Origin of the sequence: Paenibacillus sp. WLX2291 (genome assembly GCF_046603665.1) — a bacterium.
Classification (GTDB): Bacteria; Bacillota; Bacilli; order Paenibacillales; family Paenibacillaceae; genus Saccharibacillus.
In genome coordinates, this window is sequence record NZ_CP176755.1 from 679,545 (window position 1) to 706,052 (window position 26,508).

Consider the following 26,508-nt stretch of genomic DNA (forward strand, 5'->3'; position numbering starts at 1 on the left):
TGGCACCAACCGTAATGGTTGTACCAGCTGTTCTGCGAAAGGGATGCTTTGTTTTGCTAGATAGTCAGGTATTCATCAGTCCCGTGGATTCACAATCCCCATCGTCACATGATCCTGCCACACGCCGTTGATCTTCACATTTTTACGAGCCAAGCCTTCACGTTCAAAGCCTGCCTTTTCCAGCACTCGAATCGACCCGATGTTATGCGGCATCACACCCGCTTCCAGACGGTGAAATTGCAGTTCCTCAAACGCATACTCCACCACCATCTTCACCACTGCCGTCATAATGCCTTTACCGTTATGCAGATGATCCAGAAAATACCCAATCCAACAGCTCTGCAAATTGTCCCGCACGACCTCACTCAGCATAATCAACCCAACAATCTGCTCCGTCTCCCGCTGCACAATGACAAACCAATATCCGACATCCTGCGCCGCCCGTTCCATCCGTTTGCGCGCTAAGTCTTGCTGCCCTTCTAACGTATAAAACGTTTCTGCTCGCGCCCCGGTAAACTGCTGGAAAAACTCGCGATTCGCAGTTTCCATATTCAGTAGCTGCGCGGCATCGTCCACCTGTACCAAGCGCACCTGAATGCTTTCATTTTGCATCATTGTCTTCATCGTATATCGCTCCTTTTGCTTGTTGAGAATCAATCTGTACGGCAGAGATGATAGCAATATCCATACACTTTGTTAGCATAATGTACGGTTGAAGCAATATTCCGATCAGTTATTGGCATGATGTGAGGATGAAAATAGTACTTCCATCTTTCTCTGACATTGCTGTAATAGATCCGTTCCGATTGTGTTGCTTGCCTGCTATTATATCGACTCCCGCAGTTCTTTTCAAATGAGTATACAGATTCCTCATCATCGCAAAGCAATTCCCTTTTTCGTCATGTAAGCAAGCTGATGTGTAACATAACCGTTTTGGCGGGTATACAAGTAAGAAGGGTACACGTCATTTCATATTAACTTGTATCGTGCGAATCAGGTGGGTTTAGCTGGCAGATTCGCACGATACAATTCACCTATCATCCTTTGAACAGGAGTGTTGATCATGTACAATCACATTCTGATTGCCGCCGACGGCTCTGATAATTCCCTTCGTGCTGCTGGTGAAGCTGTACAACTGGCGCAATTGAATCCGCAGGCAACCGTAGAGGTGTTATTCGTCGCCGATCCCGATAAAATCAAAGACGAAGTGCTGCAATCCCACAACCACGACGAGATTCAATACCACCGTCAAGAAAAGGTACAGCCGATTCTTGATACGTTCCGTCACGTAGGAATTGAGCCGAAGCTGACTACTGTAAATGGCGAACCCGGTGCGACAATTGTAGATTATGCGCACAAGCACAACGTTGACCTGATCGTGATCGGCTCCCGTGGACTCAATTCCCTGCAAGAACTCGTCCTCGGCAGCGTCAGCCACAAAGTCATCAAGCGCGCCCATTGCCCGGTACTGATCGTCAAATGATTCAGCATTTGGTAGCTCCGCATGTCAGACGGGCAATGGCAGTTGGCTTTTCATCGCGTACCCTTTCTACTATGATTAGAGCATACTATCTTCCATACCCTATTTTATTTCAAAAGGAGCCATAATCATGAGCGAACTGCAACTCGGACAACCCGCACCGGACTTCACACTGGAAGCATCCGGCGGCAACGAAATCTCCCTGAGCGATTACCGCGGCAAAAAAGTCGTACTCTACTTTTACCCCAAAGACAACACTACTGGCTGCACGCAAGAAGCCTGCGATTTCCGCGATAGCACGGCTGGTTACGAACAATACGGCGCCGTCGTACTAGGCATCAGCCCAGACAGCGTAACCTCCCACGACAAATTCGCCGCCAAACACGAGCTACCATTCCCACTACTATCCGACCCCGATCACGCCGTTGCCGAAGCGTACGGTGTATGGCAGTTGAAGAAGATGTATGGCAAAGAATACGAAGGCATCGTACGCTCCACCTTCCTGATCGACGAAGAGGGAAACCTGCAACAGGAATGGCGTAATGTGAAGGTGAAGGGGCATATTGAAAAGGTGCTTCAGGCTGTGCAAGGGCAAGAGGGATAAGAACTCTTAAATACTGTGAAATAGCAAGATAGCAGAATCATTTTCTGAATATTGTCTTGTATGGTCTGGGGTATCATTCAAAAGATAACTTCTCATTCAAAAGAACCTGCCGACAGGAGTAAATCATCGGCAGGTTCTTTTATTTACGGGACAGCAATAGATACTTGCTGCTTTAATTCCTCGTTAATGCCCCTTTCAAACAAGAAATATTAACCTCTACATGCCAAAACAAGATGTTAATTCGTTGTAGTCACGCCATCAGTATGAATGTCCACCTCATAATTGGCACTATTCCAATTCACTTTAGCGCCAATCGTCTCCGAAATGAAGCGTAACGGAATAAAAATACTCTCGTTGGCATATTGAGGCGGAGAAGATAGAGATACCGTTTTACCATTAACAATGGCGGTATTTTTTCCTTTGGTCAGTCGGATAACAGTATCTCCATCTGTAATAGATACATCGTTTTTATTGGTTTTATCCCATACAACTGTTGCATTCATCTTCTCAAACAGTCCGCGTACAGGCACATAGACTGCATTTTTGATTAGCAATGGAGCATTAGGCATTCGAATAGTCGAATTGTTCAATGTTACTATGATTGGTTTTTGGACAATTACAGGTGTTGCACTGGATGAAATAGACGGATCGCTAATTCCCAATTGACCTTTATCATTCATACCCCAGCTATGCACATTTCCGTTTTGATCAAGAGCAAGAGTGAAATTGATTCCTGAAGCAACTTGCGTAATTTGCTGTAAACCGCTAACTTGTGTTATTCCAGTTTGGCTATTTTGAGGATCGATTTTCCATACAGTATGTTTATTGGCAATAGCATAGATGACGCCAGTTGAGCTGTTATCGGTTGCTATGGCTGGTAATTTCAATATATAGGTTTTGGGAGCAACCATATTGGAAGACAAATCCCAATATAATATTTTACCCTGTTTATTAACAGCAACAATCTTCTCATAACTCATTTTGGCAGATATAATCTGTTTCCCGTTTGTCAATAAAGTAGGCGCTGTTATAGTATTATCGACAGATCCCCATCCCCACAATGTGCCATCTTTTTTCAAAGCAATTGAATAATTGTCATAAGCAGCAATAGCTGTGACTTCATTCAAACCAGACAAACGCACAGGCGTATTGTAAAAAGAAGTAGTATTTGTTTTTGTCTTGTCTAATTGTCCGCTCGCGTTCGATCCCCATCCCCATACTTGTCCATCTTTGTCCAGAGCAAGAACATGCTTTGCTCCGGTTGCTGTGGTAACGATACTTGTTAGATCTTGTATCTGTACAGGAGTAGATGTCTTCTGACCACTTGGATCTTCAACTCCCCATGTATACACTTGTCCTTTTTCAGTAACAGCACTTGTATATATGCTTGAACCGGGTGAAATAGCTTTAAACGGTGTACTTGGTGTTGTAAAGGAAAGCGGCGAGAGGTGGATATAATTGTCACCAGTTCCTGCATTTTGCCCAAGTCCCCATGTGAACGTTGTACCATTCTGGTCAATAGCATAAGATGTGCTTGATGAAGCTTGTATGTAGCTAATAGATTGTAGTGCATGGACTGTATTGCTTTTGGCTGCTGTTACATGAATAGGTGTCCAGAGATTTAGACACAAAAAAATGAGTGAAGGTATTACATATCGGCTTGATCGCATCTATTTTTCCTCCTGTTTTATATGGTTATGGTTATATAAAGAGTATATTTTATCTACAATCGTATAGTCGAATCTAATCTTACCCTATTAAAAAAACATAAAAGCAGTGCAGATTGTGGCATTTAAGCCAGATATCTGCACTGCTACTTACATTCATCCTCATTTATTCACTACTCGAATCATCCGACTTCTTCTTCCCAAATTTATTCACTAGATCAATCCCGAGCTGCCTGCGGTACTTCACAATCACTACTGCCAGTACCAGACCAACCAGAATCGCAATCGCTTCGCCCGAATACTCGTGAATCCAGTGAAATACCAAATTCCACTGTGGTCCAAAGATCTTACCCAGCAGCAGAAACACGAGCACCCATAGCATCGCCCCACTATACGCATACGCCGCAAAGCGCCAAAACTTATAGTTCATAATCCCGGAAAAGTACCCCGTAAAATGCCGTACCCCCGGAATAAAATACCCGACAAACACGAGCGTATACCCGTACTTGTTAAACCACTTCTGCGCCTTGTCCAGCTTATGCTCCGGCAACAGAATCCATTTGCCATACTTGCGCATAAACGGCAAGCCCGCCTTTTTTCCGATAAAATACGTAATCGTCATCCCGATCGTCGTTCCGGCAAAGGCGCATACAATCAACCACCCAAAATGCAGATGCTCCAAATACGACAAATAACCTGCATATGCCATCGTCGTTTCACCTGGAAAAGGCAGAGCAACAAATTCCAGCAGCAGCCCTAGAAACAACACCAGATAGCCATGATGGGTAAATAACGATTCCAAATATTCCACAATTCCCATGAGATTGCCTCCACAAGCTAGAATAATCCTTACTATACTACAAGGAAGTGGCGTTTCTGTGCCCATGTTCGAATACGATGGGGCAATCGTTCTCTTCTATAATAATAACAATAGCAAATTCCAGTCAGACATGTATACGATACCATATCTACGTAAAATGAGGTGCTTCTATTCCTAGTTTACATATTGCTCCTACTATATAGTATACGTTTATGCAGTACAAAGGGGGAGTACTCATGGACATTCAAGTATATACCGTTCACTCTCACTACGTAACATGATGAGTATCGATCCAGTCTTGCACAGCTTCGAATACCTCGTGTTTACGCTCTGCATAACAGACCAGATGTCCACTGGCAGGGATTATCACTACGTTCGTATGCGGCGTACCTAGATGCTTTGCCAGATACGAAGCACTTTTTAGTTTAACAAGATGGTCCTGATCGCCTTGCACGATCAGGGTAGGGATTTGGATCTGAGGATAGATGGCAAATGATTCGCGAACGATCCGATAAAATTCGCGTGTTGCTTGGGAAGGCACAACGAAAACATTGCGAATATATGCTGTTACCATTGGCCACTTCGACAGCGTTCGAATGATCTGCCGAGGATTGAGTGGGAAAACGGGTGCAGCCAGCATCGTTAATGAGCGAATCTGATTCGGATATTTTGTTACCAGATGAGCTGCAATGAGTGCGCCTGTTGAGAAGCCGATCAGATGTATGTGAGAAGACGTAGTGAGCAATTGCTTTACTTCGGTCTCAGCGCTATCGATCCAATCATAACGAGTGGCATGTCGAAGCTCGGCTTTCGTGCCACCATGCCCTCGTAAAGTGAACAGTTTGACCATATATCCTTGCGCTTCTAAATGTTCAGCTAATGGAGAGACTTCATGCTCTCCTCCGGTGAATCCGTGAATCAGCAGACATACGTTCACAATAAGCTCCTTTGGTTTTCATAATGATAAGATACGTATACAATACGTTTATTCTTCCAAACGCTAGAATCTTATCATAACGGTTTATGATATCCGATGGAACGTTTGGCAACAGAACAGAGACGACTTCTGTTTCATGGGAGTGATTGCATTTCAATAATGTACGTAAGAACCAGGTCAGGTAGCCCGCTCGTTTGAATCGACCTCCTTCGATACAATGCTCCCTTCCAGCCAGATGTTCCTGCGATATCCGCGCTTCTTATTTATCTGTTATGAAAAAACAATGAAATCATCTGAAAAATGAGCAATTCTAAGTACGACAAGCCTTGACGGTCTCTTTTGCGGGTAGGTATAATTAGACTCATTGAAAAGTGGGAGGCACATGAATGAACAGTCCAAATGAAATAATCGTTGTCCTTGATTTTGGTGGACAATATAATCAGTTGATTGCAAGACGTATCCGCGACCTTGGCGTATACAGCGAACTTTTGCCTTTTAATACCCCTGTTGAACAAATCCGCGAACTGAACCCGAAAGGGATCGTGTTCTCCGGTGGTCCATCCAGCGTGTATGCGGAAGATGCACCGCATGTGGACCCGGCTATCTATGATCTGAATGTGCCAATCTTCGGTATCTGTTACGGTATGCAGTTAATGGCTCAACAATTGTCCGGTAAAGTAGAACGTTCTGCAAAACGCGAGTACGGCAAATCCGATGTGGATTTCATGGCGCATTGCGTACTGAACAAAGGTATGGAAAGCAGTCACACCGTCTGGATGAGTCACGGTGACCACGTAGTCGGTCTGCCGGAAGGCTTTGTACTGGATGCCAGCACCGAGTCCGCACCAATCGCTGCGATGAGCAACGAAGCGCGCCGTCTGTATGCTGTCCAATTCCACCCGGAAGTACGTCACTCCGTATTCGGTAACGAAATGATCCGCAACTTCTTATATGAAGTCTGTCAATGTCACGGCGAGTGGAGCATGCAGACGTTCATCGACGATACAATCGAAGATATCCGCAAACAAGTCGGTAACAAAAACGTACTGTGCGCACTGAGCGGCGGCGTAGATTCCTCCGTCGTAGCGATCCTGCTGCACAAAGCGATTGGCGACCAATTGACTTGTATGTTCATCGACCACGGTCTGCTGCGCAAAGGCGAAGCCGAGAGCGTGATGGAGACATTTGTCGGTAAATTCGATATGAAAGTTGTCAAAATCGACGCACAAGAGCGCTTCCTGTCCAAACTGGCAGGCGTAGACGATCCAGAGAAAAAACGTAAAATCATCGGTAACGAGTTTATCTATGTATTTGACGAAGAATCCAAAAAACTGGGCGACTTTGCTTTCTTGGCACAAGGTACACTGTACACCGATATCGTCGAGAGCGGTACAGCAACAGCGCAAACGATCAAATCTCACCATAACGTCGGCGGTCTGCCGGAAGATATGGACTTTGAACTCGTAGAGCCGCTGAAAACCCTGTTCAAAGACGAAGTACGTAAAGTCGGCGAAGAATGCGGCCTGCCACGCGCCATCGTATGGCGTCAACCGTTCCCAGGTCCGGGTCTGGCGATCCGCGTATTGGGTGAAGTAACCGAAGACAAACTGACCATCGTCCGCGATTCCGACTACATCCTACGCGAAGAAATCGCGAAGGCAGGTCTGGAAAGCGAAATCTGGCAGTACTTCACAGCGCTGCCGAACATGAAGAGCGTTGGTGTTATGGGTGATGCGCGTACTTATTCCTATACGGTAGGTATTCGTGCGGTAACTTCGATTGATGGTATGACTGCGGATTGGGCACGTATTCCGTGGGATGTGCTGGAGAAGATTTCGGTACGTATTGTCAATGAAGTGGATAACGTGAACCGGATTGTGTATGATATTACTTCGAAACCGCCTGCTACGATTGAGTGGGAGTAGGATTAAAATAGTTTGTAGAAAGCAGTCTGGTCGTTGATCAGGCTGTTTTTTATATAATATGGGAAAGGAAACTATATATGCCGATCATTATCCATGAAATCTATATCGAAGCTCCAATTCAACGTTGTTTTGATCTCGCTCGAAACGTGGATATTCATACGCAAACGACTGCAAGCACCGGCGAGAAAGCAGTTGCTGGCAAAACAAGCGGTCATCTAGAACATGGCGATGAAGTAACATGGGAAGCCGTTCATTTTGGCATCAGGCAGCAATTGACTGCGAAGATTATACATATGGAGCCACCGCATCAGTTTGTCGATATTATGGTTAAAGGCGCATTTCATTCCTTCAAGCATACGCATGAGTTCGTAGAGCAAGGTACAGGCACGATAATGAGAGATCATTTTGAATATAAGTCTCCACTAGGGGTACTTGGTAGACTAGCCGATCTATTATTCCTCAAAAGCTACATGACTCGTTTTTTAATTTTGCGTGCCAAAGAATTGAAAGTACTCGCAGAACATACAGTAGATAGAAAGTATATAGAATGATATGGGTAGGTTACTGGGATTGATCGTTTACATACAAAAATGAAGCTCTATATGAAAGGTTGTTCTTTATTGATTATTATTACAATGTGATTCATCGAATTACTCAACGAACGTTCTAAATACATAGAATACATGGTATTATTTTACTACTGTTCTTTATTAAGATAGTCTATAAGATTCATGATTATAAGCAAGATAAAAGCGGAGGTTAATGGTTTGGGAATGATATCAGTTTTAGTTATTCTAGCTATTGTCGTAGTTGGTGCAATCGTATCTGTTGTAGTAAAAAGTTCTAAGAAGAAAGATCGAGCTAAAGACATTCGATCTATAGCAGAAAGCCATGATTTGAAAAAAATCACAATGGAGCATATTGATCAAATGAAAGATGGTTCCGAGTTTGAGATATATTTGTACAGACTATTTGTGAAGTTAGGATATGCTGGTGTGTATAAAACGGTAGGAAGTCGCGATTTCGGTGCAGATGTGGTGTTTACAGATCGCGAAGGTATTCGAAATGTCATTCAGGCTAAACGTTACTCTTCAGAAAATAAGGTCGGAATTGGTGCGGTTCAAGAAGCATTTTCCTGTATGCGATATTACAAAGCGAAAAAATCAATGGTCATCACCACATCTACATTTACAGATTCATGTGAAACATTAGCTGGTATTAATCATGTGAAGCTACTGGATCGCGATGATTTAATCGCCATCATAAAGTGCTTACAAAAGGACGATATTGCAGCCATCAAAAACAGAATTGAAGCAGAACCGCGAATGATTCTGGAATCGTGGAACGAAATGAATCGTTCCGAATTGCATGAAATCAAAAAGGATCACAAAGCAGAGGAGCTTCTCCAAAAGATGAAAAGTAGCTAACCGTATTCCTATGTTTCGCAACCCAAGAAAGGAGCACACCCGTGAACTTCTACACCATCACCTACCTAGAGGGACAATCCACCATCAATCTCTACCTCAAATACATCTTCATCTTCGTCGCGCTCATCATCTTATTGGTCGTATTCTCCCTCTACCTGCGCCACCGCATCCAGACCAAATACCGCGACCTCAGTATCATCCTACTGCTGGTGATCGTCTTCCTACTCGGCGTGCAGTACTCCGACTACACCCAAGACCAGAGCACCTATTCCAAATACTCGCAAATGGTTCAGTTCATGCACCAACTCGCCAAGGATCAGAGTCTTGACGAAACAACGCTCAGCGTCAACGCAACTACACTCAGCGACGGCATCATCGTTAAAACGACAGACACTTATTATTCCGCCCGGTTCAACTCGGATATGAGCGCCTATACGTTGCAGGAAGTACATCTGGTCAATCCCGACATCAAACTTGTCGACAAGTAAACAAGTAGAGGAGATACGCCCCATATGGAAACATACTACCCCGTTATTATCAAACTCGCGCTGGGCATTCTCTGCCTGATTTTTCAGATCAATCTGATGGGCAAGGGCAACCTGGCTCCGACGTCGGCGATGGATCAGGTGCAGAATTATGTGCTCGGTGGCATTATCGGCGGTGTTATTTACAATGAAGCGGTTACGCCACTGCAATTTTTCCTCGTGCTCATTATCTGGACGCTGCTGGTATTCATTATTAAATTCTTGAAGGAGCACAATCGTCATGTTAAACGCATCGTTGACGGTAGACCAGTCACGCTGATCGCTAACGGCAAGGTGGATGTAGGTGAATGTCTACGCTGCGGCATGTCTGCTAATGAGCTGATGTTCAAGCTACGCTCCAACGGCATTTATGAGATTCAGACGGTGAAACGCGCGATGTTGGAGCAAAATGGACAGATCTCTGTCATTCAATACGGTGATGAGACGATCCGTTATCCGATCATCGTGGACGGACAGGCGAATCAGGATGTGCTGGATCTGATCAACAAGGATATGGACTGGCTGCATGAACGTGTGCGGGAGAATAACTTTAGCGGGCTAAGCGACATTTATCTCGGCGAATACATTTCCGGCGAAGTACGATTGCATGGATATGTGAAGTGAATGCGCATTATACCCGTATCTATTCACGATTATTTATGATAGGATGAACACCTATATTGAAAAAGGAAGTGACCACCACTTGATTCAAATTACGATTCCCGAAGCGGATGTATCGATCACGAAGCAAAGCAATCCGCAACTCAGCCATATTTATGGATTTACCGATTTTCACCTGATCACCCGCGAAAAGGGCGGCATTTACATGTTCTACAACGAGCAGGATGAACTGCTGTTCGTCGGCAAAGCGCGTAAGCTCAGACCGCGCATCAAGAAGCATTTTGAAGATACGGTATCGCCGATCAAGAATCATCGCGACGAAGTGACGCGGATCGACGTTTGTGTAGTCGAGGATGCGACCGAGCGTGAGATTTATGAAACGTATATCATCAACAGCTTGCAGGCGCGTTATAACATGGAGAAAGTGTTCTACAAATAAGTGTCTGCTTTGTAGCCAATGGCAGTCGCCGAGCATCTACAATAGCAAGCCCTGCTTTACGACTAGCGGTATAACTGTATAAAAAAAGCTGCCTTCCTCAAAGGGAAAGCAGCTTTTTTCGTGTATATTCTTGTAGCTGTAGTTGATAGAGCTGGTATTGAGATACCGGGTGTTCATATAGCTGATTTTGATTCATTTTGAGAATCGCTAGTCCTTTTAGAAAAGCGAAATTGGAGATTGGATTTGAAATAGTAGTTTTGAAGAAGGTGCTTTGAAATAGCAGACAGCGGCTCATTCATTCGCGATTGTCCGATATTGCCGCATGATCTAGCGATACGCTTTACAGCGGGCGCGGCGTATAATCCAGATCGCTGAACAGCTGCTCCCGTTCCTTGTCCGTCAGATCACGCCACTTGCCGACCGGCAGGCTGCCGAGACGGATGTTCATAATCCGCGTGCGACGCAGTCCGTGTACTTCATAGCCAAGCGCCGAACACATCCGGCGAATCTGGCGGTTTAAGCCTTGCGTTAGAATAATTTTGAATACATATCTGGATTGCTGGGTCACTTTGCAAGGAAGCGTGACCGTATCCAGAATCTCTACACCGGATGCCATTTTGTTCAGAAATGATGGCGTGAGCGGACGATCCACGGTCACGATATATTCCTTCTCATGCTTGTTCTCAGCACGCAAAATCTCGTTGACGATATCGCCGTCATTCGTCAAAAGGATTAATCCGTCGGAATCCTTGTCCAGTCGTCCAATATGGAAAATGCGCAGCGGATGATTGACAAAATCGACGATATTGCCTTTAATATGTCGCTCGGTCGTACTCGTAATGCCGACCGGTTTATTGAGCGCGATGTACACATGCTCTTTTTTCTGCTCGGCACCGATTGTTTTGCCATTGTAGCGCACATCGTCGCCAGGCTGTACCTGACTGCCGAGTTCGGCAATGACGCCGTTGATCGTTACTTTGCCTTCGTTAATCCATTTATCCGCACCACGGCGGGAAGTCGCTCCAGACTCGCTAATATATTTATTGATTCGCACGTATGACACACCTTTAACTCGTTTTTTGGAAATGCAGCACTTGGCTGTTTCCAGTCTATATCTAAGATACCCTTTTTCGTGCTTTTTTGAAAGGTGTCACATCGGTTAATATACATAGTAACTACATCGTAAGCACAAATGAATGAGGTGAGATTATGCAATATATTCCGCAGCATGTAGATCGGTTGCTGACTATGTTTCCGCCGGAAAGTCAGCAGGTGCAGGATGGGCAATTGATCGTGCGCAGTCTACCAGACAGCGACTTTTGGCTGAAAACGCATTATGGATTTGAACGATATAACGGGCATGTGCTGTATGATGAGATCAAGGGCGATTTTGACGTGACGGTGGAGCTGAGTATGAAGCCGCAGAGCACGTTTGACCAGTCGGGGCTGTTTATTGGCATTGACCGGGACAACTGGCTGAAGACGTCGATTGAATACATACCGGATGGACCATGTCATCTGGGCGCGGTCGTGACGCGCTTGGGATTCTCGGACTGGTCGACACGTAATATGGATTCGCAGGTTTTTGCAGGGCGGCTGTTCTTTCGGGTGAAGCGGGAAGGGGAGGACTTTTTCGTGTATTTCCGAAGTGCGGTAGAGCAAGAGTGGGAGCAGCTGCGCATCGCTCATCTGGATTGTTCGGCAGGGCAATTGCTGCGTGTAGGCATGTATACAGCGAGTCCGATGGATCGCGGATTTGAAACGACCTTTTCCAGCTTTGAGATTCAGCGGCTGGATTGAGGAGAATATACCGGAATGGATGAATACGATTGACTGTCGATAGGAGGGAAGAAGATGACTCCGCTCATACTCGTGCTCTGCTGCGCCGGGCTGCTGGTGCTGTTCGCGCTGGCGATTATTGTGCTGCCGGCATTGCAGCGGCGGGGGAATCTGACCGAGCGTATTGTGCAGGAAGGATATGCAGCGCGCGGACTGATTTTGGATTTGACACCTACGGGCAATTATTGCTCTGGACAGCCGGAGCTGGCAATCCACATGCGTATTGAGAAGCCGACCCAGCTACCGTTTGAAGCGACGGCAGTTGTGACGGTGTATAGCATCCACCGTTCCCGATTTCAGGAGGGCATTCATGTCCCTGTTCGTGTACTGGAAGACCGCAAGGGCAGACATGTGGTAGTTAAAGGAACGGTGGAGTATCCGTAAGCACTACAATCCTTTTGAAAATGGAGATGACGAGATGATCGATTTTCAATACATTCATCATGCCAGTTTGGCGGTGCGCGATATAGAAGTGTCGCGGCAGTTTTATTCAGATGTGCTGCAATTACAGGAGATACAGCGTCCACCGTTTGATTCGGTCGGGATCTGGTATGCGTTGGGCAGTCAGCAGCTACATTTGATACAACAGCCGCAAGGAGAGACGCTACGCAACGGCGGGATTGATTCGACAGATGGGCATGTGGCGATCTGGGTGGGAAGTTATCGCGGAACGCTGGAATGGCTGGATGCGCAGGGTGTGTATTATGAAGCAAGACCAAATAGTGTCGCAGGATTTGCTCAGATTTATATTTTGGACCCGGATCGGAATATTATTGAACTGGACGCTGCGTATGAGGAATGAACATAGATTACATGATGCAGTAGCAGTCATTATGTGATGGATCGTCCGCTAGCAAGATGTAGAATGAGCTGAGATTTTGTCCAGTATAGGCAAAAGAAGCGATCACATAGCAAACAGCCCCTTGATCATGTAAAGGGCTGTTTGCATAGAAACCAGATTGATCGTAGCATGGTCTGTTTTGGTCTATTCGAATAGTACTCTTATTACTCTGCTTTAACGGTAGACAGTGAAGTGGAGAGTTGCAGTCCAATCGTACCGGCATCTTCACTTTCAGGAATTATCGTGTGGAAAATATAACCGTTCTCGCCTTCCGGTTCCCAAACGATATAGTTGTACGTACCCTTCTCATTACTTACCTGTAACAATAGACGAGCCTGACTCATCGGACTTTCAGCCAGCTGATCGCCGCTGTATTCCTTGACTTCGCCATATTTTTGCAGCTCGGCTTTACCTTGTTTGCGTAGCTCATCCAGATTGAAATCGGCTGGCAAAGGCTCGATGGTTGCTGTGTTTTTGGGCTTATCTGTCAGCATCAATTGATTGGCACTGCTATCAAAAGTAAATCCGTCAAATACATACAAGGAATAACTGCTTCCTTTTTTCAAAGTGGCAGGGTATTTCTTCAGTTCTCCGGTTGCCATCAGTTCAAACGATTGAGATTCCGGGCGGTTGTCCATAGAACCGGCAGTACCGGAGCTAGTTGAACTTTCATTGTCCGTCGATGCGGGCGTGTCTGTACCTTCGCTCGTGGCAGGGGCATCGCCAGTGCCAGAGTTAGTTTCTGGAGACGTTGGTTCAGTCGTTGTAGCTGGTGTTGTAGTCGATTGCGGCGCTGTACTGTTGTTGGCGGTATCGCTACAGGCACCGAGCAACAATCCTAGTAGTACAGTTGCAGTCAGCGTCATGATTTTGCGGTTGGTTTCCATGTTGATACACTCCTTCGTATTGGAATCGTGGATAAGCATAGGACAACACGCCTTGTATGTATAGACGGGATGAACCTGTAAATGGTTACGGTTTCAGCCAAATTCATTGCATCAACATGAAAAAAGCCCGATTTGGTGCGCTTGTTCATGTTGGGGGCATGACACAAGCGAACGACCAATCGGGCAAGACATGTAAGGAAATCCGGGTGATACAACATCATTCAAACGAGCATGTTACGGCAGAAGGAATGACCAAGTGCAAGAAGCAAAAAAAGGTAATTCAGCGAGTGTAAAGCATGATCTCCATATGATACCGCGGCCTGTTGTCAGTAGTCGGTAAGTGGCAAGCACTCTTACCCCGACTGTGCCTGATCTTTTTTGCCAAATAACAGACTGGTCACATACTTGCGTGCATCGGCAGTCAGCAGTTGCAGCTGAGTGCTTTCCTTAGAGTTACCATTGCGGGCAAACAGGATCATCGCGCCGTCCAGAGTTTCACGGATAGCGAGTACCATATATCCCTGTGCCATCACTTCGTCGATCTGCATCTTTTCCTTTTCAAATTCGGCAAAAGCAGACATCAGATCACCCCTCCGCTCAGTTCTGTTTCCGGCATCGTCTTCAGCTCGGTTGTGGCAGGTGCTTCAAAGCGATTCCGGTGCAAATATTGTCCGCTACCCGGTGTGCCAACAAATGTCTTATCCCGAATCACAAATTCACCGCGGCTTAATACTGACACCGGTTCGCCAGTCACTTCCATGCCTTCAAAGGCACTGTAATCTACCTTCATATGATGCGTGGCAGCAGACAGCGTCCGCTTCACAGTCGGATCGAAAATGACGATATCCGCATCGCTGCCGATCGACAGTGTGCCCTTTTGCGGGAACATACCGAACAGCTTGGCGCTGGTCGTCGAGACCATGGATACAAATTGATTGAGTGAAATACGACCTTTGGCAACGCCCTCGGAATAGAGGATACTGAAGCGATCTTCAATGATCGGACCACCATTTGGGATTTTGGAAAAGTCGCCGCGTCCCAGTTCCTTTTGTCCTTTGAAGTCAAAGGAGCATTGATCTGAGCCGATCGTTTGCAGACTGCCATTCCACAGACAATCCCACAGCACATCTTGATTCCATTTTTCCCGCAGCGGTGGCGACCAGACATATTTGGCACCTTCAAAATCTGGCTTTTCCAGATCGGTCTGATCCAGTACGAGATATTGTGGGCAGGTTTCGCCGTAGATGCGCAGCCCTTGCTTGCGTCCTTCGGCGATTTTCAGCGCGGCATCAGCGCAGGTCACATGCACAACATATAGCTGCGAATCGGTTAGTCCAGTTAAAGAAATCGCGCGTCCGGTTGCTTCGCCTTCCAGCTCTGGTGGGCGAGTGAGCGCATGGTAGATCGGGTCGGTCTGTCCGGCAGCAAGCGCCTGCTCGATCAGGAATTCGATCACATCACCATTTTCGGCATGTACCATAACAAGTGCGCCTTCGCGGCGCGCGGTTTGCAGTGTTTTATACAGGGTGCCGTCATCCGCTTGAAAGCTGTTTTTGTACGCCATGAATACTTTGAATGATGTGATGCCTTCATGTTCCATGATGACTGGTAATTCGGTCAGCACCTCGTCATTGATCTCGGAGATCATCAGATGGAAGCTGTAATCAATCACCGCTTTATCCTGCGATTTGGCGTGCCACGTATCGACCGCACTTTGCAGACTTTTGCCTTTATTGGTCAGACAGAAATCGATAATGGTCGTGGTACCACCGAAGGCAGCTGCCTTTGTACCAGATTCAAAATCGTCCACAGTGGTCGTTCCGCCAAATGGCATATCCAGATGAGTATGCGGATCAATGCCGCCGGGGAAAATGTAACAGCCGGAAGCGTCGATGATCTCGGCGTCCGGCGCATCCAGCTGTACAGCAATGGTAGTGATGATACCGTTCTCGATCATCATATCGGCAGTATACGTTTCGGCTGCGGTAACAATGGTTCCGTTTTTGATGATTTTTTTCATCATATAACCTCCACGGTGTGAGAATCGTTGAGCGAGGCAATCGTGCGTTGACGTTCGTTCCACGTCATCGGCGGCAAGCCACTATCGATAGCAACCATATCAATCGCATCATCGACCGGACAGACGATCGAGCAGAGATTACAGCCAACGCAATCTTCTTCACGTACCTGCACGATGCTCTTACCTTCGGCATTGGTCAGCATATCGATACATTGATGCGACGAATCTTCGCACGCAATATGGCATTTGTTGCAATTGATACAGTTGTCCTGATTGATACGGGCAACGACTTGATAGTTGAGGTTGAGATCGCCCCAGTTGGAATATTTCTGCACCGAGCGTCCGACTAGCTCGGATACCGATGACAATCCTTTTTCGTCCAAATAATTGCTCAGTCCGTCGATCATATCCTCGACAATGCGGAAGCCGTGGTGCATGGCAGCGGTACACACCTGAATGCCTGTAGAACCCATTAGCATGAATTCGACTACATCCTGCCACGTACCGATACCACCGATGCCCGAGATCGGTACATTGATCTCTGGATTACGCGCACATTCAGCAACCATATTCAGCGCAATCGGCTTCACTGCCGGACCGCAGTAACCGCCATGCGCACCCTGACCGCCAACGTGTGGAATTGTATTCCACGTATGAATATCGACGCCAGCGAGACTGTTGATCGTATTGATCATGCTGATCGCATCCGCACCACCGCGAACAGCATGGCGGGCAACGACCGTAATATCTGTAATATTGGGCGTCAGCTTGACGATGACCGGAGTGGTCGCAACCTCTTTTGCCCAGTAGGTTTGTTTTTCGACCAGATCGGGCTGCTGCCCGGATGCTGCACCCATACCGCGCTCTGCCATACCGTGTGGACAGCCGAAGTTCAGTTCCAGCCCATCCACACCGACGTCTTCCACGCGCTTGACGATCTCGTGCCATTTCTCCTGATTTGGCTCCACCATCAGTGAAGCGATAATTGCATGATTGGGGAAACGCTTTTTCGTTTCATAGATTTCCTTCAAATTCACATCCAGCGGACGATCGGTAATCAGCTCGATATTGTTAAAGCCTGCAACCCGTTGACCGTTAAAGCTAACAGCCGCAAAGCGGGAAGAGGTGTTGATGATCGGATCGCCCAGCGTTTTCCAGACAGCACCGCCCCAACCCGCTTCAAAGGCGCGCTGCACCTGATAGCCGGTATTGGTCGGCGGCGCCGAAGCGAGCCAGAACGGATTCGGCGAACGGATACCTGCAAGATCAATACTCAAATCTGCCATAATGAAATCCCTCCAGTCATGTATAAGCCATTCCATACGGTCCTTGTTGTTGACAAAGATTACATTGCTGAGCCGATCACATGATCCTGCTGCGGCAACAATTGGCGAACGATCGCATGTGCCGCATCCTTGCCTTGTTGGGCAGCGGATACGACCATTGCTTCACCGCGTCCAGAACCGAAAATAATATCCCCGACAGCATATACTTTTGGATTGGATGTTTGATACGTTACATCGTCTACCTCCACCACGCCCCACGCATGATGCAGTCCGAATTGTTCAATCAGTCCTTTTTGCCGCTCCTGCCCAATCGCCGTTACGACGGCATCAACCGGTAATAGAAATTCCGAACCAGCAACCGGCATCGGAACGAGTCGTCCATCTTTGCCCGTTTCGCCAGTTAACGTCATCTGCACACATTCCAAATGAGTCACTTTACCGCTCTCATCGCCAACAATGCGCTTCGGTAAGGTTAGCCAGCGGAATTCCACGCCTTCCTGCTTGGCGAATTCATATTCAAAGTCGTATGCTGTCATCTCCTCGCGTGTGCGACGATAGATCATTTTTACATTGGCAGCGCCGAGACGAACCGAGCAGGTAGCGGCATCAATCGCCGTATTGCCTGCACCGATTACAGCGACATGTTGCCCGATCAGATTAACGGAGGGCAGACCGGTTTTGGTCTGTTCCACCAGCTTAATCGCATCGTACACACCATCCAGCTGTTCACCCTCGATGCCGATTGGCGGTACATAGCCCATACCAGCAGCCAGTACAATGGCATCATACTGCTCCAGCAATTCGTCGGCGCTAATATCGGTGCCGACACGGACGCCCGTTTTGATCTCTGCGCCCAGCTTCTGCACTTGCTCCACTTCCCATAAGGAGATGGATTGCGGCAGTCGGAAGGAGACGATGCCGTATGTATCCAATCCGCCCGCCAGATCGCGCGCTTCATAAATTACAACGTCAAAACCCTTTCTTGCTAGCTCACGAGCTGCCGATAGACCAGCAGGCCCGCCACCAACAACCGCAACTTTATAACCTGTACGTTGTCCCGGTTGGAACAACTCCGCATTGCTGGCAATTGCCCAGTCTGTCGCATAACGTTGCAACAATCCAATCTGAATCGGCGCAGAAGCATCGTTCAATACACATGCACCTTCGCACAATTCTTCGGTTGGACATACGCGTGCGCAGCTGGCGCCCACCGGATTCGATTCCATAATCGTCGTAGCGGCTCCGCGCAGATTATCTGTTGCAATTCTTTTTATAAAAGAAGGGATATTAATACTCGTCGGACACGCCTTGATGCAAGGTGCATCATAACAGTAGAGACAGCGATTCGATTCTTCCACCGCTCCTTTGCGCGATAAGCCTGGTTCAGCCTCGGCAAAATTATGCATAAACATATCCGGTGAAAATGCGGTAATAGGTGAAGAATGGTTCATCAGTCAGCCCCCTTGTACACAATATGAATCTGAAAAGTGATTTTTATGTTATTTATTATGACATTTATAAATGAATTCATGAAAAATAGTCATAAATAACGTCACATAAAATCACTTTATGTCCTATAATGAGAAAATAAAATATATAACGGATCAAATAAGTTATATATTCTAACATTTAATATACAAACTATAGTCAATTGTCGGTTTTATTACACTAGACAGACTGTCTAATTTCAAAAGTGTCTTTTTTGACGGGGTTGTGAACGCAGAAAGGGAACCATTCCGATTGATGGGGGGAACATACAATGAATGGACATCGCATGTTTACGCTGGAAGATGCTTTGCAACGACCATTGTTCGCGGAAGCACAGGTGGCAGGTGGAGCGCAAGGATTACATCGCACGATCCGCTGGGTGCATGTACTGGAGAGCGCCAACTTTGAGAGTCTGATTCATGGGGAAGAGATGATTTTGACAACAGGGCTTGGTTTTCATACAGACACCGAATCGGCGCTGGCTTTCATGCACAATCTGATTCAGAAGAAAGCAGCATGTCTCTGTATTGAGCTAGGCGACTACTTTCCCGATATTCCCGAAGCGATGGTAAAGCTGGCAGATGAGCATGATTTTCCCTTGATCGTATTTACAAAGACGGTCCGCTTTGTAGATATTACGCTCGATCTGCATTCGCTTATCATCAATCGCCACCACCGGATGTTGCAAGAGCTGGAGAGCATTTCGCGTGAATTTAATCGACTGACACTCAGTTCGCAAGGTACTGGCAAAGTGCTGCAATTGCTGCATAGAAGTACCGCGCATCAGCTCGTTTATTTGCAGCTGGATGGGAAACCGTTATTTTATCCGGCGCTATCACCGGAGCGTCAGCAGGAATTGCTAGAGCAGTTCACCCAGTTTAACGATGGAATGGATGGTGTGCCACATGATGCGGCTCCCTACTTTCGCCAGCTTGATACACGCACGCTTGTAATGAAGCCGGTCGGTGCACTGGATCAGACGTGGGCATATATTATGATGGTCTGTCCACATCGTCCGCAGGAATATGATTGTCTATTGCTCGATTCGGCGGCATTGTCGATTGCTCAGGAACTGCTGCGCACTCGGTATATGGAGGAACGCCGCCTCTTTTCTGAGAATTTGTGGGTAGAAGAATTGATCAACGGACGACTGGAAGATGAGAACCGACTCAAGGGGCTGGTCGGACCCGATTTTAATCTGATGAATGAGTTGTCTTACCGCGTCTGTCTGATTGAGATCGAGAATCCGCAGGATGTCCGCTGGAATAGCTCGGAGAATGAATGGGAATCGATCACCTTTCATCTGTCCATCGTGCTGCGCTCCATTCTTGAAAAATATATGTTCCATCCACTGATCACACTGAAAAATAACCGACTCACTGTGATCGCACTGGATCGCCAATCTCGCTTGCCGTCCAAGCCGCGTCTGGAGCAGGCGCTGCATGCTTTGCAGCATATTCGTTCAGACGATAAGCTCAAAGACCTCAATCTGATCATCGGCGTTAGCAAGCTGGGCAAATCGTTAAAAAACGCCTCCACCAGCTATCAGGAAGCGGTGCAGGCGTTGTATATGCACTCATGCTCACAGCATTCGTTGCTTTTTTATGAGGAGCTTGGTGTGTATCAATTGCTACTCAGTCTCAATGATGGCAAAATGCTGCAAACGTTCGTCCGCAACTATCTCGGTCCGCTCATCGATCATGACGAATCCAGAGGCAGTGAGTTGATGCTAACATTGCGCGTCTATCTAGATCACGATGGTTCCAAACAAATCGCCGCCCAGAAGCTGTTTATCGTGCGCCAGTCTCTATACTACCGATTGGATAAAATAACCGAGCTGCTGGGCGAGGATTTCATGTCACCGGAAAATCGCATTTCCATTCAAGTGGCGCTGCGTGCTTACCAACTGCTGTACCCGGACAAGCTGGCGCTACCTAATGTTCACTCATCACATGTTTGAAGGTGGAGATCAGGAAGTCCAGATCGTCGTCGGTGGACGAGAGTGGTGGGGCAAAGGTGAGCACATTGTTGAAGCCTGCGACCGTATCGCCATTTTTACCGATGATCAATCCGCGCCGCTTGCAGCCAGCGATGACGCTTTTGACAATATCGAGCGATGCAGGCTGACGGGTATCCTTGTCGGCAACCAGTTCTACGCCGCTCATCAGCCCGAAGCTGCGCACATCGCCGACGAGTGGATGCTCCAATAATTGAGATAACTCGTTATGCAGTCGTTGTCCCAATACGCGTGAGCGTTCGACCAATTGCTCATCTTCCATCAATTGCAGATTGCGCAGCGCCAACGCACATGCCGCCGGGTTACCGCCAAACGTATTCACATGGCGAAAATGCGAATACTCGTCCGATGAATCCTTGAATGCTTCATAAATATCCTTTCGTACCGCAGTTGCTGATAACGGCAAATATCCGCTTGTTAATCCTTTGGCAATCGTAACGATATCCGGCTTGATGCCGAAGTTATGGTGGCCGAACTTTTGCCCGGAACGTCCGAATCCGCAGATGACCTCGTCAATGATCAGCAGTACACCATATTTACGACAAATCTCCTGCACTTTATCCGTATAGACACGATGCGGTACAATGACACCCCCGCCGGTAATCGTAGGCTCCATAATGACCGCACCAATCGTCTCCGCACCTTCCCATATGATCATATCCTCAATCGCCTGCGCACATTGCAGATTAAATGCCTCTACCGATTGCCCGGCGGGACGACGATAGCTATCCGGTGGCGCTACGTGCAGGAAGCCTCCTGCCAGCGGTTCATACTTGTACTTGCGCTGCGCTTGCCCGGTCGCTGACAGCGCGCCAAAGGAATTCCCGTGATACCCACGATAGCGAGAGATGAATTTATGGCGATAATGCTGTCCGATCTGCTGATAATATTGCCGCACCATTTTAAAAGCCGCTTCATTCGCTTCCGACCCACTATTGGAAAAGAAGATCACATAATCGCCTTCCAGCCATTCATTCAACTTTTCCGCCAGCTGGATTGCGGGTAGATGACTTTGTGTTAGTGGGAAATAAGGCAATTGCAGCAATTGATGATATGCCGCTTCCGCCAGTTCTTTACGTCCATAGCCGACATTGACGCACCATAAGCCGGACATGCCATCCAGATAGCGCTGCCCATTCAGATCCGTTACCCATGAGCCTTGCCCGGATTCCACGATCATCGGCGGAGCGGATTCACTGTAAGGGGTAATGTTGTGCCATAGATACTGCCGATCCTTTTGCAGAGCGAGTTCATTTGCAGTTTCTGACTTGATCATGATGGGTATCCTCCTGGATTATTGGAATTTGGATCATTGCGATCATTTGGATTGAGTTGCCATATCCATAATTTCGTTTGTATACGCGGTTTGTGTATCAGCTGCCTTTTTGATGACACCGAATTGGAGAGCGATATCGGCAGTTTGCTTGAACATAGCATCATCGGTATAACCCATTTTCGATGCGTCAAAGCCTTCCGGCACGATCAGCTTGGACACTTCCTCCATCATTTTGAGCTGATGTTCTTTTGTCGTACTGCCGGATTCTGCTTGCTTCATCACAATATCCACGGCGCCTTCAGGATCTTTGATAGCATCCTGCCAGCCTTTCAGCGATGCACGTACAAATTTGGCGGCAGTCTCCTTGTTGTCCTGTAACCATTCGCTATTAGCAAATAGATTGTCTTCCAGCATGGCGACGCCTTCTTTGTTCATATCGATCACATTCATATCATCCGCTTTGACGCCTGACTCCAGTGCGACTTGATATTCGTTGTACGTCATTGCTGAAGCCGCATCCAGCTCACCATTCAGAAATTGATCCATCGTAAAGCCCTGTTTTGTAAAGCTCAGGTCTTTGTTAGGATCGAGCTTGTACTTATCGAACAGCGCCAGCAATTCAAACTCATTGCCGCCCATCCAGTTGCCGACTTTTTTACCTTTCAGATCAGCAGGGGAGTTGATATTAGCAGACTTTTTGGAGATCAGCACCAGACCACTTTTTTGAAAAATCTGGGCAATTTGCACGAGCGGCATCTCCTGCTCCTGACTAGTTAACAGACTTGCAACCCAATCGACGCCGATATCAGCAGACCCACCAGCAACTTGCTGTTCCGGTACGATATCCGGCCCGCCTGGCAGAATTTCGACGTTTAACCCTTCATCCTTGTAATAGCCCTTGTCCAGCGCCACATAATATCCAGCAAACTGCGCCTGCGGCACCCATTTCAGTTGCAGCTTAACGGTCACTGGCTCTGACGAACTGCCAGCGCTCTCTGATCCGGCAGCACTGGAGCTTTCATTAGAGCCTCCACAGCCCGCCAATATCAATGCCATACACAACACAACTACACCCATCATACCTGTACGCTTTTTCCAGCTCATGATCTTCATATTTCCAAGCCCCCTGTATCGTTGGATATACTGCTCCTGACCGGAAGTGGTCGAGAATTGCCAAGATGGAACCAGATCAAGACGAGGAGAAAAGAGTTGAGTTGAAATGATCTAAGAAGATCTAGGATGATCTAAGACGATTTAAGACGACCTAGGACGACCTAGGACGACCTAGAGATATCTAAAAATATCCAAGAAGATGTGGCAATCCATCCACCGTTTTATGTTTCATGTATCATCCTATTCGTTGCGAGGAATGCCAGCGGATAAATACTTTCTCCAATCGTTCCACAATCAGATAAAAGAGTACGCCCGCCACCGCAGCCAGCACGATGCATGACCAACCGAGTGGCATCTTCGCAACCTTGACCGAATTGGATAGTAAATACCCAAGCCCCTGCGAAGAAAAGAAAAATTCGCCCACAATCGCCCCGATCATACTAGCAGTCGTATTGATCTTGAGTGCCGTGAATACAAATGGCAGACTGTTCTGGATGCGCAAGTACCGGAATACCGCCGGTTTCCTCGCTGCATACGAATGCATCAGATCAAGTGCCAATGGATCGACTGAACTCATGCCTTTGTAAGCATTGATCGCCATCGCTGCCATCGTCGTTACCGTCACAATCGCTACTCGCGAACCGATGCCATCGCCAAACCATAGATTCATCACCGGAGCGAGCGCCACAATCGGTACGGCATTGAGGGCGGCTACAATAATCAGACTCGCCCCGCCCCAGCGCGGCCAAGCTGTCGCCAGCAGCGCAATGACAAAACCAAGCGCTGAACCGCATATCATTCCAAGTACCGCCTCTGTCAGTGTATAGCCGGTATATGCTAACAACATGCTTCCGTTCTCCTGCATGGATTCCGCAATCGCAGAGGGGAGAGGGAGCTGATACTTTTTTAGATCAAACAAGGAATGGAATACTTCCAGTTGCCACATGACTAGAAATCCAATGCCCGCCAGGATCGGTAACCAAACGTTTGAACTGTTAACGAACATCCGTCGTAACGAGAATGTTCGTTGCGCATCAGAACTGCCCATTTCAGTAGGAGTAGACACAGTATGCATACCCGCCGAGCGATTGCCGCTGTCATATCTACTTTCCATTACCGATCACCTCCCGCCGAACGAAATTCCGGTTGCCACGGCGCGACTAGTCGTTCGATCAAGCCAATCACCCAGTAGCTGAGAATGCCGAGCAATGCACCGACAACGACAGTTGCCCAGAACATATATACGTGAGAAGGACCATAATATAGATTACGCAGCATAATGACGCCAATCCCATGCTGTGCCCCCATCAATTCCACCAGAATTGCTCCCGTTACTGCTAGCGGCGCAGCGATTTTTAGACCGCTGAACAGACTCGGTAGCGCAGCAGGCAAACGCAGCTTCCAATAAACCGTCCATGGACGAGCGGCATACGAGTGCATCAGCTCCAGCGAAGACGGATTCACACTGCGCAGTCCGCGTAGCATATTCAGTGCCACCGGAAAAAAGGTAATATACCCGGAGATGATAATGCGCGATATGTATTCATCTCGCACGATGCCGTAGATGATAGGAGCAAGTCCAAGAATCGGAATCATCTGCGAAGCAATCGCATACGGAAAGGTCAATCGCTCTACCCAACGCGACAAACTCATCAGAATCGCTAGCAATACGCCCGCCGCCGCCCCGATCACAAAGCCGATACCCGCATTGCCAAAAGTCGCTCTGCCTTCCCGCAGCAGTGTTCCGCTATATTGAATACTTGTCAGCAACACTTCATGCACATACGGAAGCTTGGACTGAGCAAGCGGCACCTGCGCAAGATGGAGTAGTGCCCACGATCCGGCTTCCCACAACAGCAAAATGAGTGCAATCCAGACCAGTATCGGCAGCATTCGATGCCGCATCAGTAGCAGATTCATTTTCATGCCTGTCCTCACACTCCTTCAAAGCTGTTGCGAATATTGGCAATCAATTCGAAAAATTCCGGGCTATTGCGCATCTCAGCCGTACGTGGACGAGGTAGCGGAATATCCACCACCGCCGATAATCGCCCCGGATGCGGAGACAGTACGAATACCCGATCTGATAGGAAGACCGACTCTGGAATGCTATGCGTAACAAATACAATCGTATTCTGCACCTTATTCCAAATGGACAGCAGCTCCTCATTGAGTCGTTCTCGCGAGAATTCATCCAGTGCAGAGAATGGTTCATCCATTAGCAGAATTTCTGGCTCCATTGCCAGCGCCCGTGCAATCGCCGCCCGTTGCTGCATCCCGCCACTCAATTGCCACGGATACTTGTCAGCAAATTTACCCAGACCGACTAGCTCCAGCAGTTCCATCACCTTTTCCTCACGTTCCTTGCGCGGCACATTCATCATTTCTAGCGGTAACGCTACATTGTGCTTCACCTTACGCCAGTCATATAACACCGGACTTTGAAATACAATCCCGTACTTCCGCGCCAACCGAGCTTCCCGCGCACTGTTCCCAGCAACCGTTAATTCACCGGATGTCGGCTCCAACAAATCCGCCATCAAACGCAGCAACGTCGTTTTCCCACAACCAGATGGACCAAGTAAGGATACAAACTCGCCCTTGGCAATATCCAGACTAACCTGATGCAAAGCCAGCACCTCATTAGTGCCAGTACGATAACGCATCTCTACATCCTTGAGAGAAATTTCTGGCGTATCCGTCAACACCATCGAAGCGGGCAATGATGCAGAGTCGACAACCGATGAACTGGAAGAGGATACAGGATCCGTAGGTGCAAGAGAAGAATCAGTAGAATGAAAGACATTAGACGAAGCAGAGATAGAAGTAGAAGTAGAAGTAGAAATGGATGTAGATATAGCTGTAGAGGTAATTTTAGATGTAGGAGTAATAGCAGAGTGCCCAGCTACCGACTTTTGTGTGGTAGCCCAAATTGTAGATTCGCTGACTTTAGGTTTAGATGAAAAACTGGACAACGATGACATACCGAACAACGCGTTTGTGAACAGGTTGGACATGCTAAATCTCCTCCTGAAAAGCAATATGCCAAACATAAAATAACAACATGCTGAACACAAAATACCAACTCACGAAATACCAACTCACGAAATACGAAGAGTCATTCCAGATCGGCATAATATCGTGCCACAGATCAGCATACATTAGAATTTGCTGATGATCCTCACACACCCACAATCAACCACAAGAATAGTGAAACCAAGAAAACAGTCATATAAACTCATGGAATGTTAATTAATATGACTTGATAAGTGTGATTTGAATGATTATGTCACTTTT

Annotated in this window: 27 protein-coding genes; 12 read left to right on the plus strand and 15 right to left on the minus strand. The window is 47.2% G+C overall.

Annotated features, from left to right (window positions below):
• Positions 1-75 precede the first annotated feature (75 nt).
• Positions 76-624, minus strand: coding sequence for a GNAT family N-acetyltransferase (locus ACDE64_RS02820; RefSeq protein ID WP_411348957.1), 549 nt, complete (start codon positions 622-624; stop codon positions 76-78).
• 439 nt (positions 625-1,063) lie between these two features.
• Between ACDE64_RS02820 and ACDE64_RS02825 the strand changes: the two genes are divergently transcribed.
• Both ACDE64_RS02825 and bcp read left to right on the plus strand, forming a co-directional pair.
• A complete protein-coding gene (locus tag ACDE64_RS02825; protein ID WP_411348958.1) occupies positions 1,064-1,483 on the plus strand; it encodes a universal stress protein in 420 nt (139 codons plus the stop codon).
• Positions 1,484-1,610: 127 nt separating this feature from the next.
• A complete protein-coding gene (bcp, locus tag ACDE64_RS02830; RefSeq protein WP_411348959.1) occupies positions 1,611-2,084 on the plus strand; it encodes a thioredoxin-dependent thiol peroxidase in 474 nt (157 codons plus the stop codon).
• Between the two features lie 236 nt (positions 2,085-2,320).
• Here the strand turns inward: bcp and ACDE64_RS02835 are convergent, their stop codons facing one another.
• The 3 genes from ACDE64_RS02835 to ACDE64_RS02845 all read right to left on the minus strand — a co-directional run bounded on the left by ACDE64_RS02835 (position 2,321) and on the right by ACDE64_RS02845 (position 5,508).
• Positions 2,321-3,754, minus strand: coding sequence for a stalk domain-containing protein (locus tag ACDE64_RS02835; protein WP_411348960.1), 1,434 nt, complete (start codon positions 3,752-3,754; stop codon positions 2,321-2,323).
• Between the two features lie 163 nt (positions 3,755-3,917).
• A complete protein-coding gene (locus tag ACDE64_RS02840) occupies positions 3,918-4,571 on the minus strand; it encodes a DedA family protein (RefSeq protein WP_411348961.1) in 654 nt (217 codons plus the stop codon).
• A gap of 268 nt (positions 4,572-4,839) precedes the next feature.
• Entirely contained in the window at positions 4,840-5,508 is a 669-nt protein-coding gene (locus tag ACDE64_RS02845) for an alpha/beta hydrolase (RefSeq protein ID WP_411348962.1), read from the minus strand.
• Positions 5,509-5,894: 386 nt separating this feature from the next.
• Between ACDE64_RS02845 and guaA the strand changes: the two genes are divergently transcribed.
• From guaA to ACDE64_RS02875, 6 genes are all read left to right on the plus strand, one after another.
• On the plus strand, positions 5,895-7,433 hold the full coding sequence (guaA, locus tag ACDE64_RS02850) for a glutamine-hydrolyzing GMP synthase (protein ID WP_411348963.1): 1,539 nt from the start codon (positions 5,895-5,897) through the stop codon (positions 7,431-7,433).
• Between the two features lie 77 nt (positions 7,434-7,510).
• Positions 7,511-7,984: an SRPBCC family protein gene (locus ACDE64_RS02855; RefSeq protein ID WP_411348964.1), complete on the plus strand. Its 474-nt coding sequence runs from the start codon at positions 7,511-7,513 to the stop codon at positions 7,982-7,984.
• Positions 7,985-8,206: 222 nt separating this feature from the next.
• Positions 8,207-8,860 (plus strand): restriction endonuclease, encoded by a 654-nt coding sequence (locus ACDE64_RS02860; protein ID WP_411350221.1) that lies wholly within the window; start codon positions 8,207-8,209, stop codon positions 8,858-8,860.
• A 41-nt stretch (positions 8,861-8,901) separates the two neighbouring features.
• Positions 8,902-9,348, plus strand: coding sequence for a DUF3290 domain-containing protein (locus tag ACDE64_RS02865; RefSeq protein ID WP_411348965.1), 447 nt, complete (start codon positions 8,902-8,904; stop codon positions 9,346-9,348).
• 24 nt (positions 9,349-9,372) lie between these two features.
• Positions 9,373-10,008, plus strand: a complete 636-nt coding sequence (locus ACDE64_RS02870; RefSeq protein WP_411345054.1) for a DUF421 domain-containing protein — start codon at positions 9,373-9,375, stop codon at positions 10,006-10,008.
• A gap of 79 nt (positions 10,009-10,087) precedes the next feature.
• The gene (locus tag ACDE64_RS02875; RefSeq protein ID WP_411345055.1) at positions 10,088-10,444 is read left to right on the plus strand and encodes a nucleotide excision repair endonuclease; all 357 of its coding nucleotides are present in this window, start codon (positions 10,088-10,090) and stop codon (positions 10,442-10,444) included.
• A 340-nt stretch (positions 10,445-10,784) separates the two neighbouring features.
• Here the strand turns inward: ACDE64_RS02875 and rluF are convergent, their stop codons facing one another.
• On the minus strand, positions 10,785-11,498 hold the full coding sequence (rluF, locus tag ACDE64_RS02880) for a 23S rRNA pseudouridine(2604) synthase RluF (protein WP_411348966.1): 714 nt from the start codon (positions 11,496-11,498) through the stop codon (positions 10,785-10,787).
• A gap of 155 nt (positions 11,499-11,653) precedes the next feature.
• Here rluF and ACDE64_RS02885 point away from each other — a divergent pair, with 155 nt between their 5' ends.
• From ACDE64_RS02885 to ACDE64_RS02895, 3 genes are read left to right on the plus strand one after another with little or no spacing between them, the layout of a single operon-like run.
• The gene (locus tag ACDE64_RS02885; RefSeq protein ID WP_411348967.1) at positions 11,654-12,244 is read left to right on the plus strand and encodes a DUF1349 domain-containing protein; all 591 of its coding nucleotides are present in this window, start codon (positions 11,654-11,656) and stop codon (positions 12,242-12,244) included.
• 54 nt (positions 12,245-12,298) lie between these two features.
• Positions 12,299-12,667: a hypothetical protein gene (locus ACDE64_RS02890; protein ID WP_411348968.1), complete on the plus strand. Its 369-nt coding sequence runs from the start codon at positions 12,299-12,301 to the stop codon at positions 12,665-12,667.
• Positions 12,668-12,701: 34 nt separating this feature from the next.
• Positions 12,702-13,085, plus strand: a complete 384-nt coding sequence (locus tag ACDE64_RS02895; protein WP_411348969.1) for a VOC family protein — start codon at positions 12,702-12,704, stop codon at positions 13,083-13,085.
• 203 nt (positions 13,086-13,288) lie between these two features.
• Here the strand turns inward: ACDE64_RS02895 and ACDE64_RS02900 are convergent, their stop codons facing one another.
• From ACDE64_RS02900 to ACDE64_RS02920, 5 genes are all read right to left on the minus strand, one after another.
• The gene (locus ACDE64_RS02900) at positions 13,289-14,011 is read right to left on the minus strand and encodes a hypothetical protein (protein WP_411348970.1); all 723 of its coding nucleotides are present in this window, start codon (positions 14,009-14,011) and stop codon (positions 13,289-13,291) included.
• A 353-nt stretch (positions 14,012-14,364) separates the two neighbouring features.
• A complete protein-coding gene (locus tag ACDE64_RS02905) occupies positions 14,365-14,592 on the minus strand; it encodes a hypothetical protein (protein WP_411348971.1) in 228 nt (75 codons plus the stop codon).
• Entirely contained in the window at positions 14,592-16,031 is a 1,440-nt protein-coding gene (gene hydA / locus ACDE64_RS02910) for a dihydropyrimidinase (RefSeq protein ID WP_411350222.1), read from the minus strand. Before hydA ends, ACDE64_RS02905 begins: the two co-directional genes overlap by 1 nt.
• Entirely contained in the window at positions 16,031-17,317 is a 1,287-nt protein-coding gene (gene preA / locus ACDE64_RS02915; protein WP_411345063.1) for an NAD-dependent dihydropyrimidine dehydrogenase subunit PreA, read from the minus strand. Before preA ends, hydA begins: the two co-directional genes overlap by 1 nt.
• Before the next feature lie 59 nt (positions 17,318-17,376).
• The gene (locus ACDE64_RS02920) at positions 17,377-18,768 is read right to left on the minus strand and encodes an NAD(P)-dependent oxidoreductase (protein ID WP_411348972.1); all 1,392 of its coding nucleotides are present in this window, start codon (positions 18,766-18,768) and stop codon (positions 17,377-17,379) included.
• 308 nt (positions 18,769-19,076) lie between these two features.
• Here ACDE64_RS02920 and ACDE64_RS02925 point away from each other — a divergent pair, with 308 nt between their 5' ends.
• Positions 19,077-20,765, plus strand: a complete 1,689-nt coding sequence (locus tag ACDE64_RS02925; RefSeq protein WP_411348973.1) for a PucR family transcriptional regulator — start codon at positions 19,077-19,079, stop codon at positions 20,763-20,765.
• Here ACDE64_RS02925 and ACDE64_RS02930 read toward each other — a convergent pair.
• The 5 genes from ACDE64_RS02930 to ACDE64_RS02950 form a co-directional block, all read right to left on the minus strand.
• The gene (locus tag ACDE64_RS02930) at positions 20,740-22,098 is read right to left on the minus strand and encodes an aspartate aminotransferase family protein (protein ID WP_411348974.1); all 1,359 of its coding nucleotides are present in this window, start codon (positions 22,096-22,098) and stop codon (positions 20,740-20,742) included. The genes ACDE64_RS02925 and ACDE64_RS02930 overlap by 26 nt on opposite strands.
• A gap of 42 nt (positions 22,099-22,140) precedes the next feature.
• Complete coding sequence (locus ACDE64_RS02935; RefSeq protein ID WP_411345067.1) at positions 22,141-23,211, minus strand: ABC transporter substrate-binding protein; 1,071 nt, start codon at positions 23,209-23,211, stop codon at positions 22,141-22,143.
• Positions 23,212-23,446: 235 nt separating this feature from the next.
• On the minus strand, positions 23,447-24,325 hold the full coding sequence (locus tag ACDE64_RS02940) for an ABC transporter permease (RefSeq protein ID WP_411348975.1): 879 nt from the start codon (positions 24,323-24,325) through the stop codon (positions 23,447-23,449).
• Positions 24,325-25,137 (minus strand): ABC transporter permease, encoded by an 813-nt coding sequence (locus tag ACDE64_RS02945; RefSeq protein WP_411348976.1) that lies wholly within the window; start codon positions 25,135-25,137, stop codon positions 24,325-24,327. Before ACDE64_RS02945 ends, ACDE64_RS02940 begins: the two co-directional genes overlap by 1 nt.
• 8 nt (positions 25,138-25,145) lie before the next feature.
• A complete protein-coding gene (locus ACDE64_RS02950; RefSeq protein ID WP_411348978.1) occupies positions 25,146-26,228 on the minus strand; it encodes an ABC transporter ATP-binding protein in 1,083 nt (360 codons plus the stop codon).
• Between the last annotated feature and the right edge of the window lie 280 nt (positions 26,229-26,508).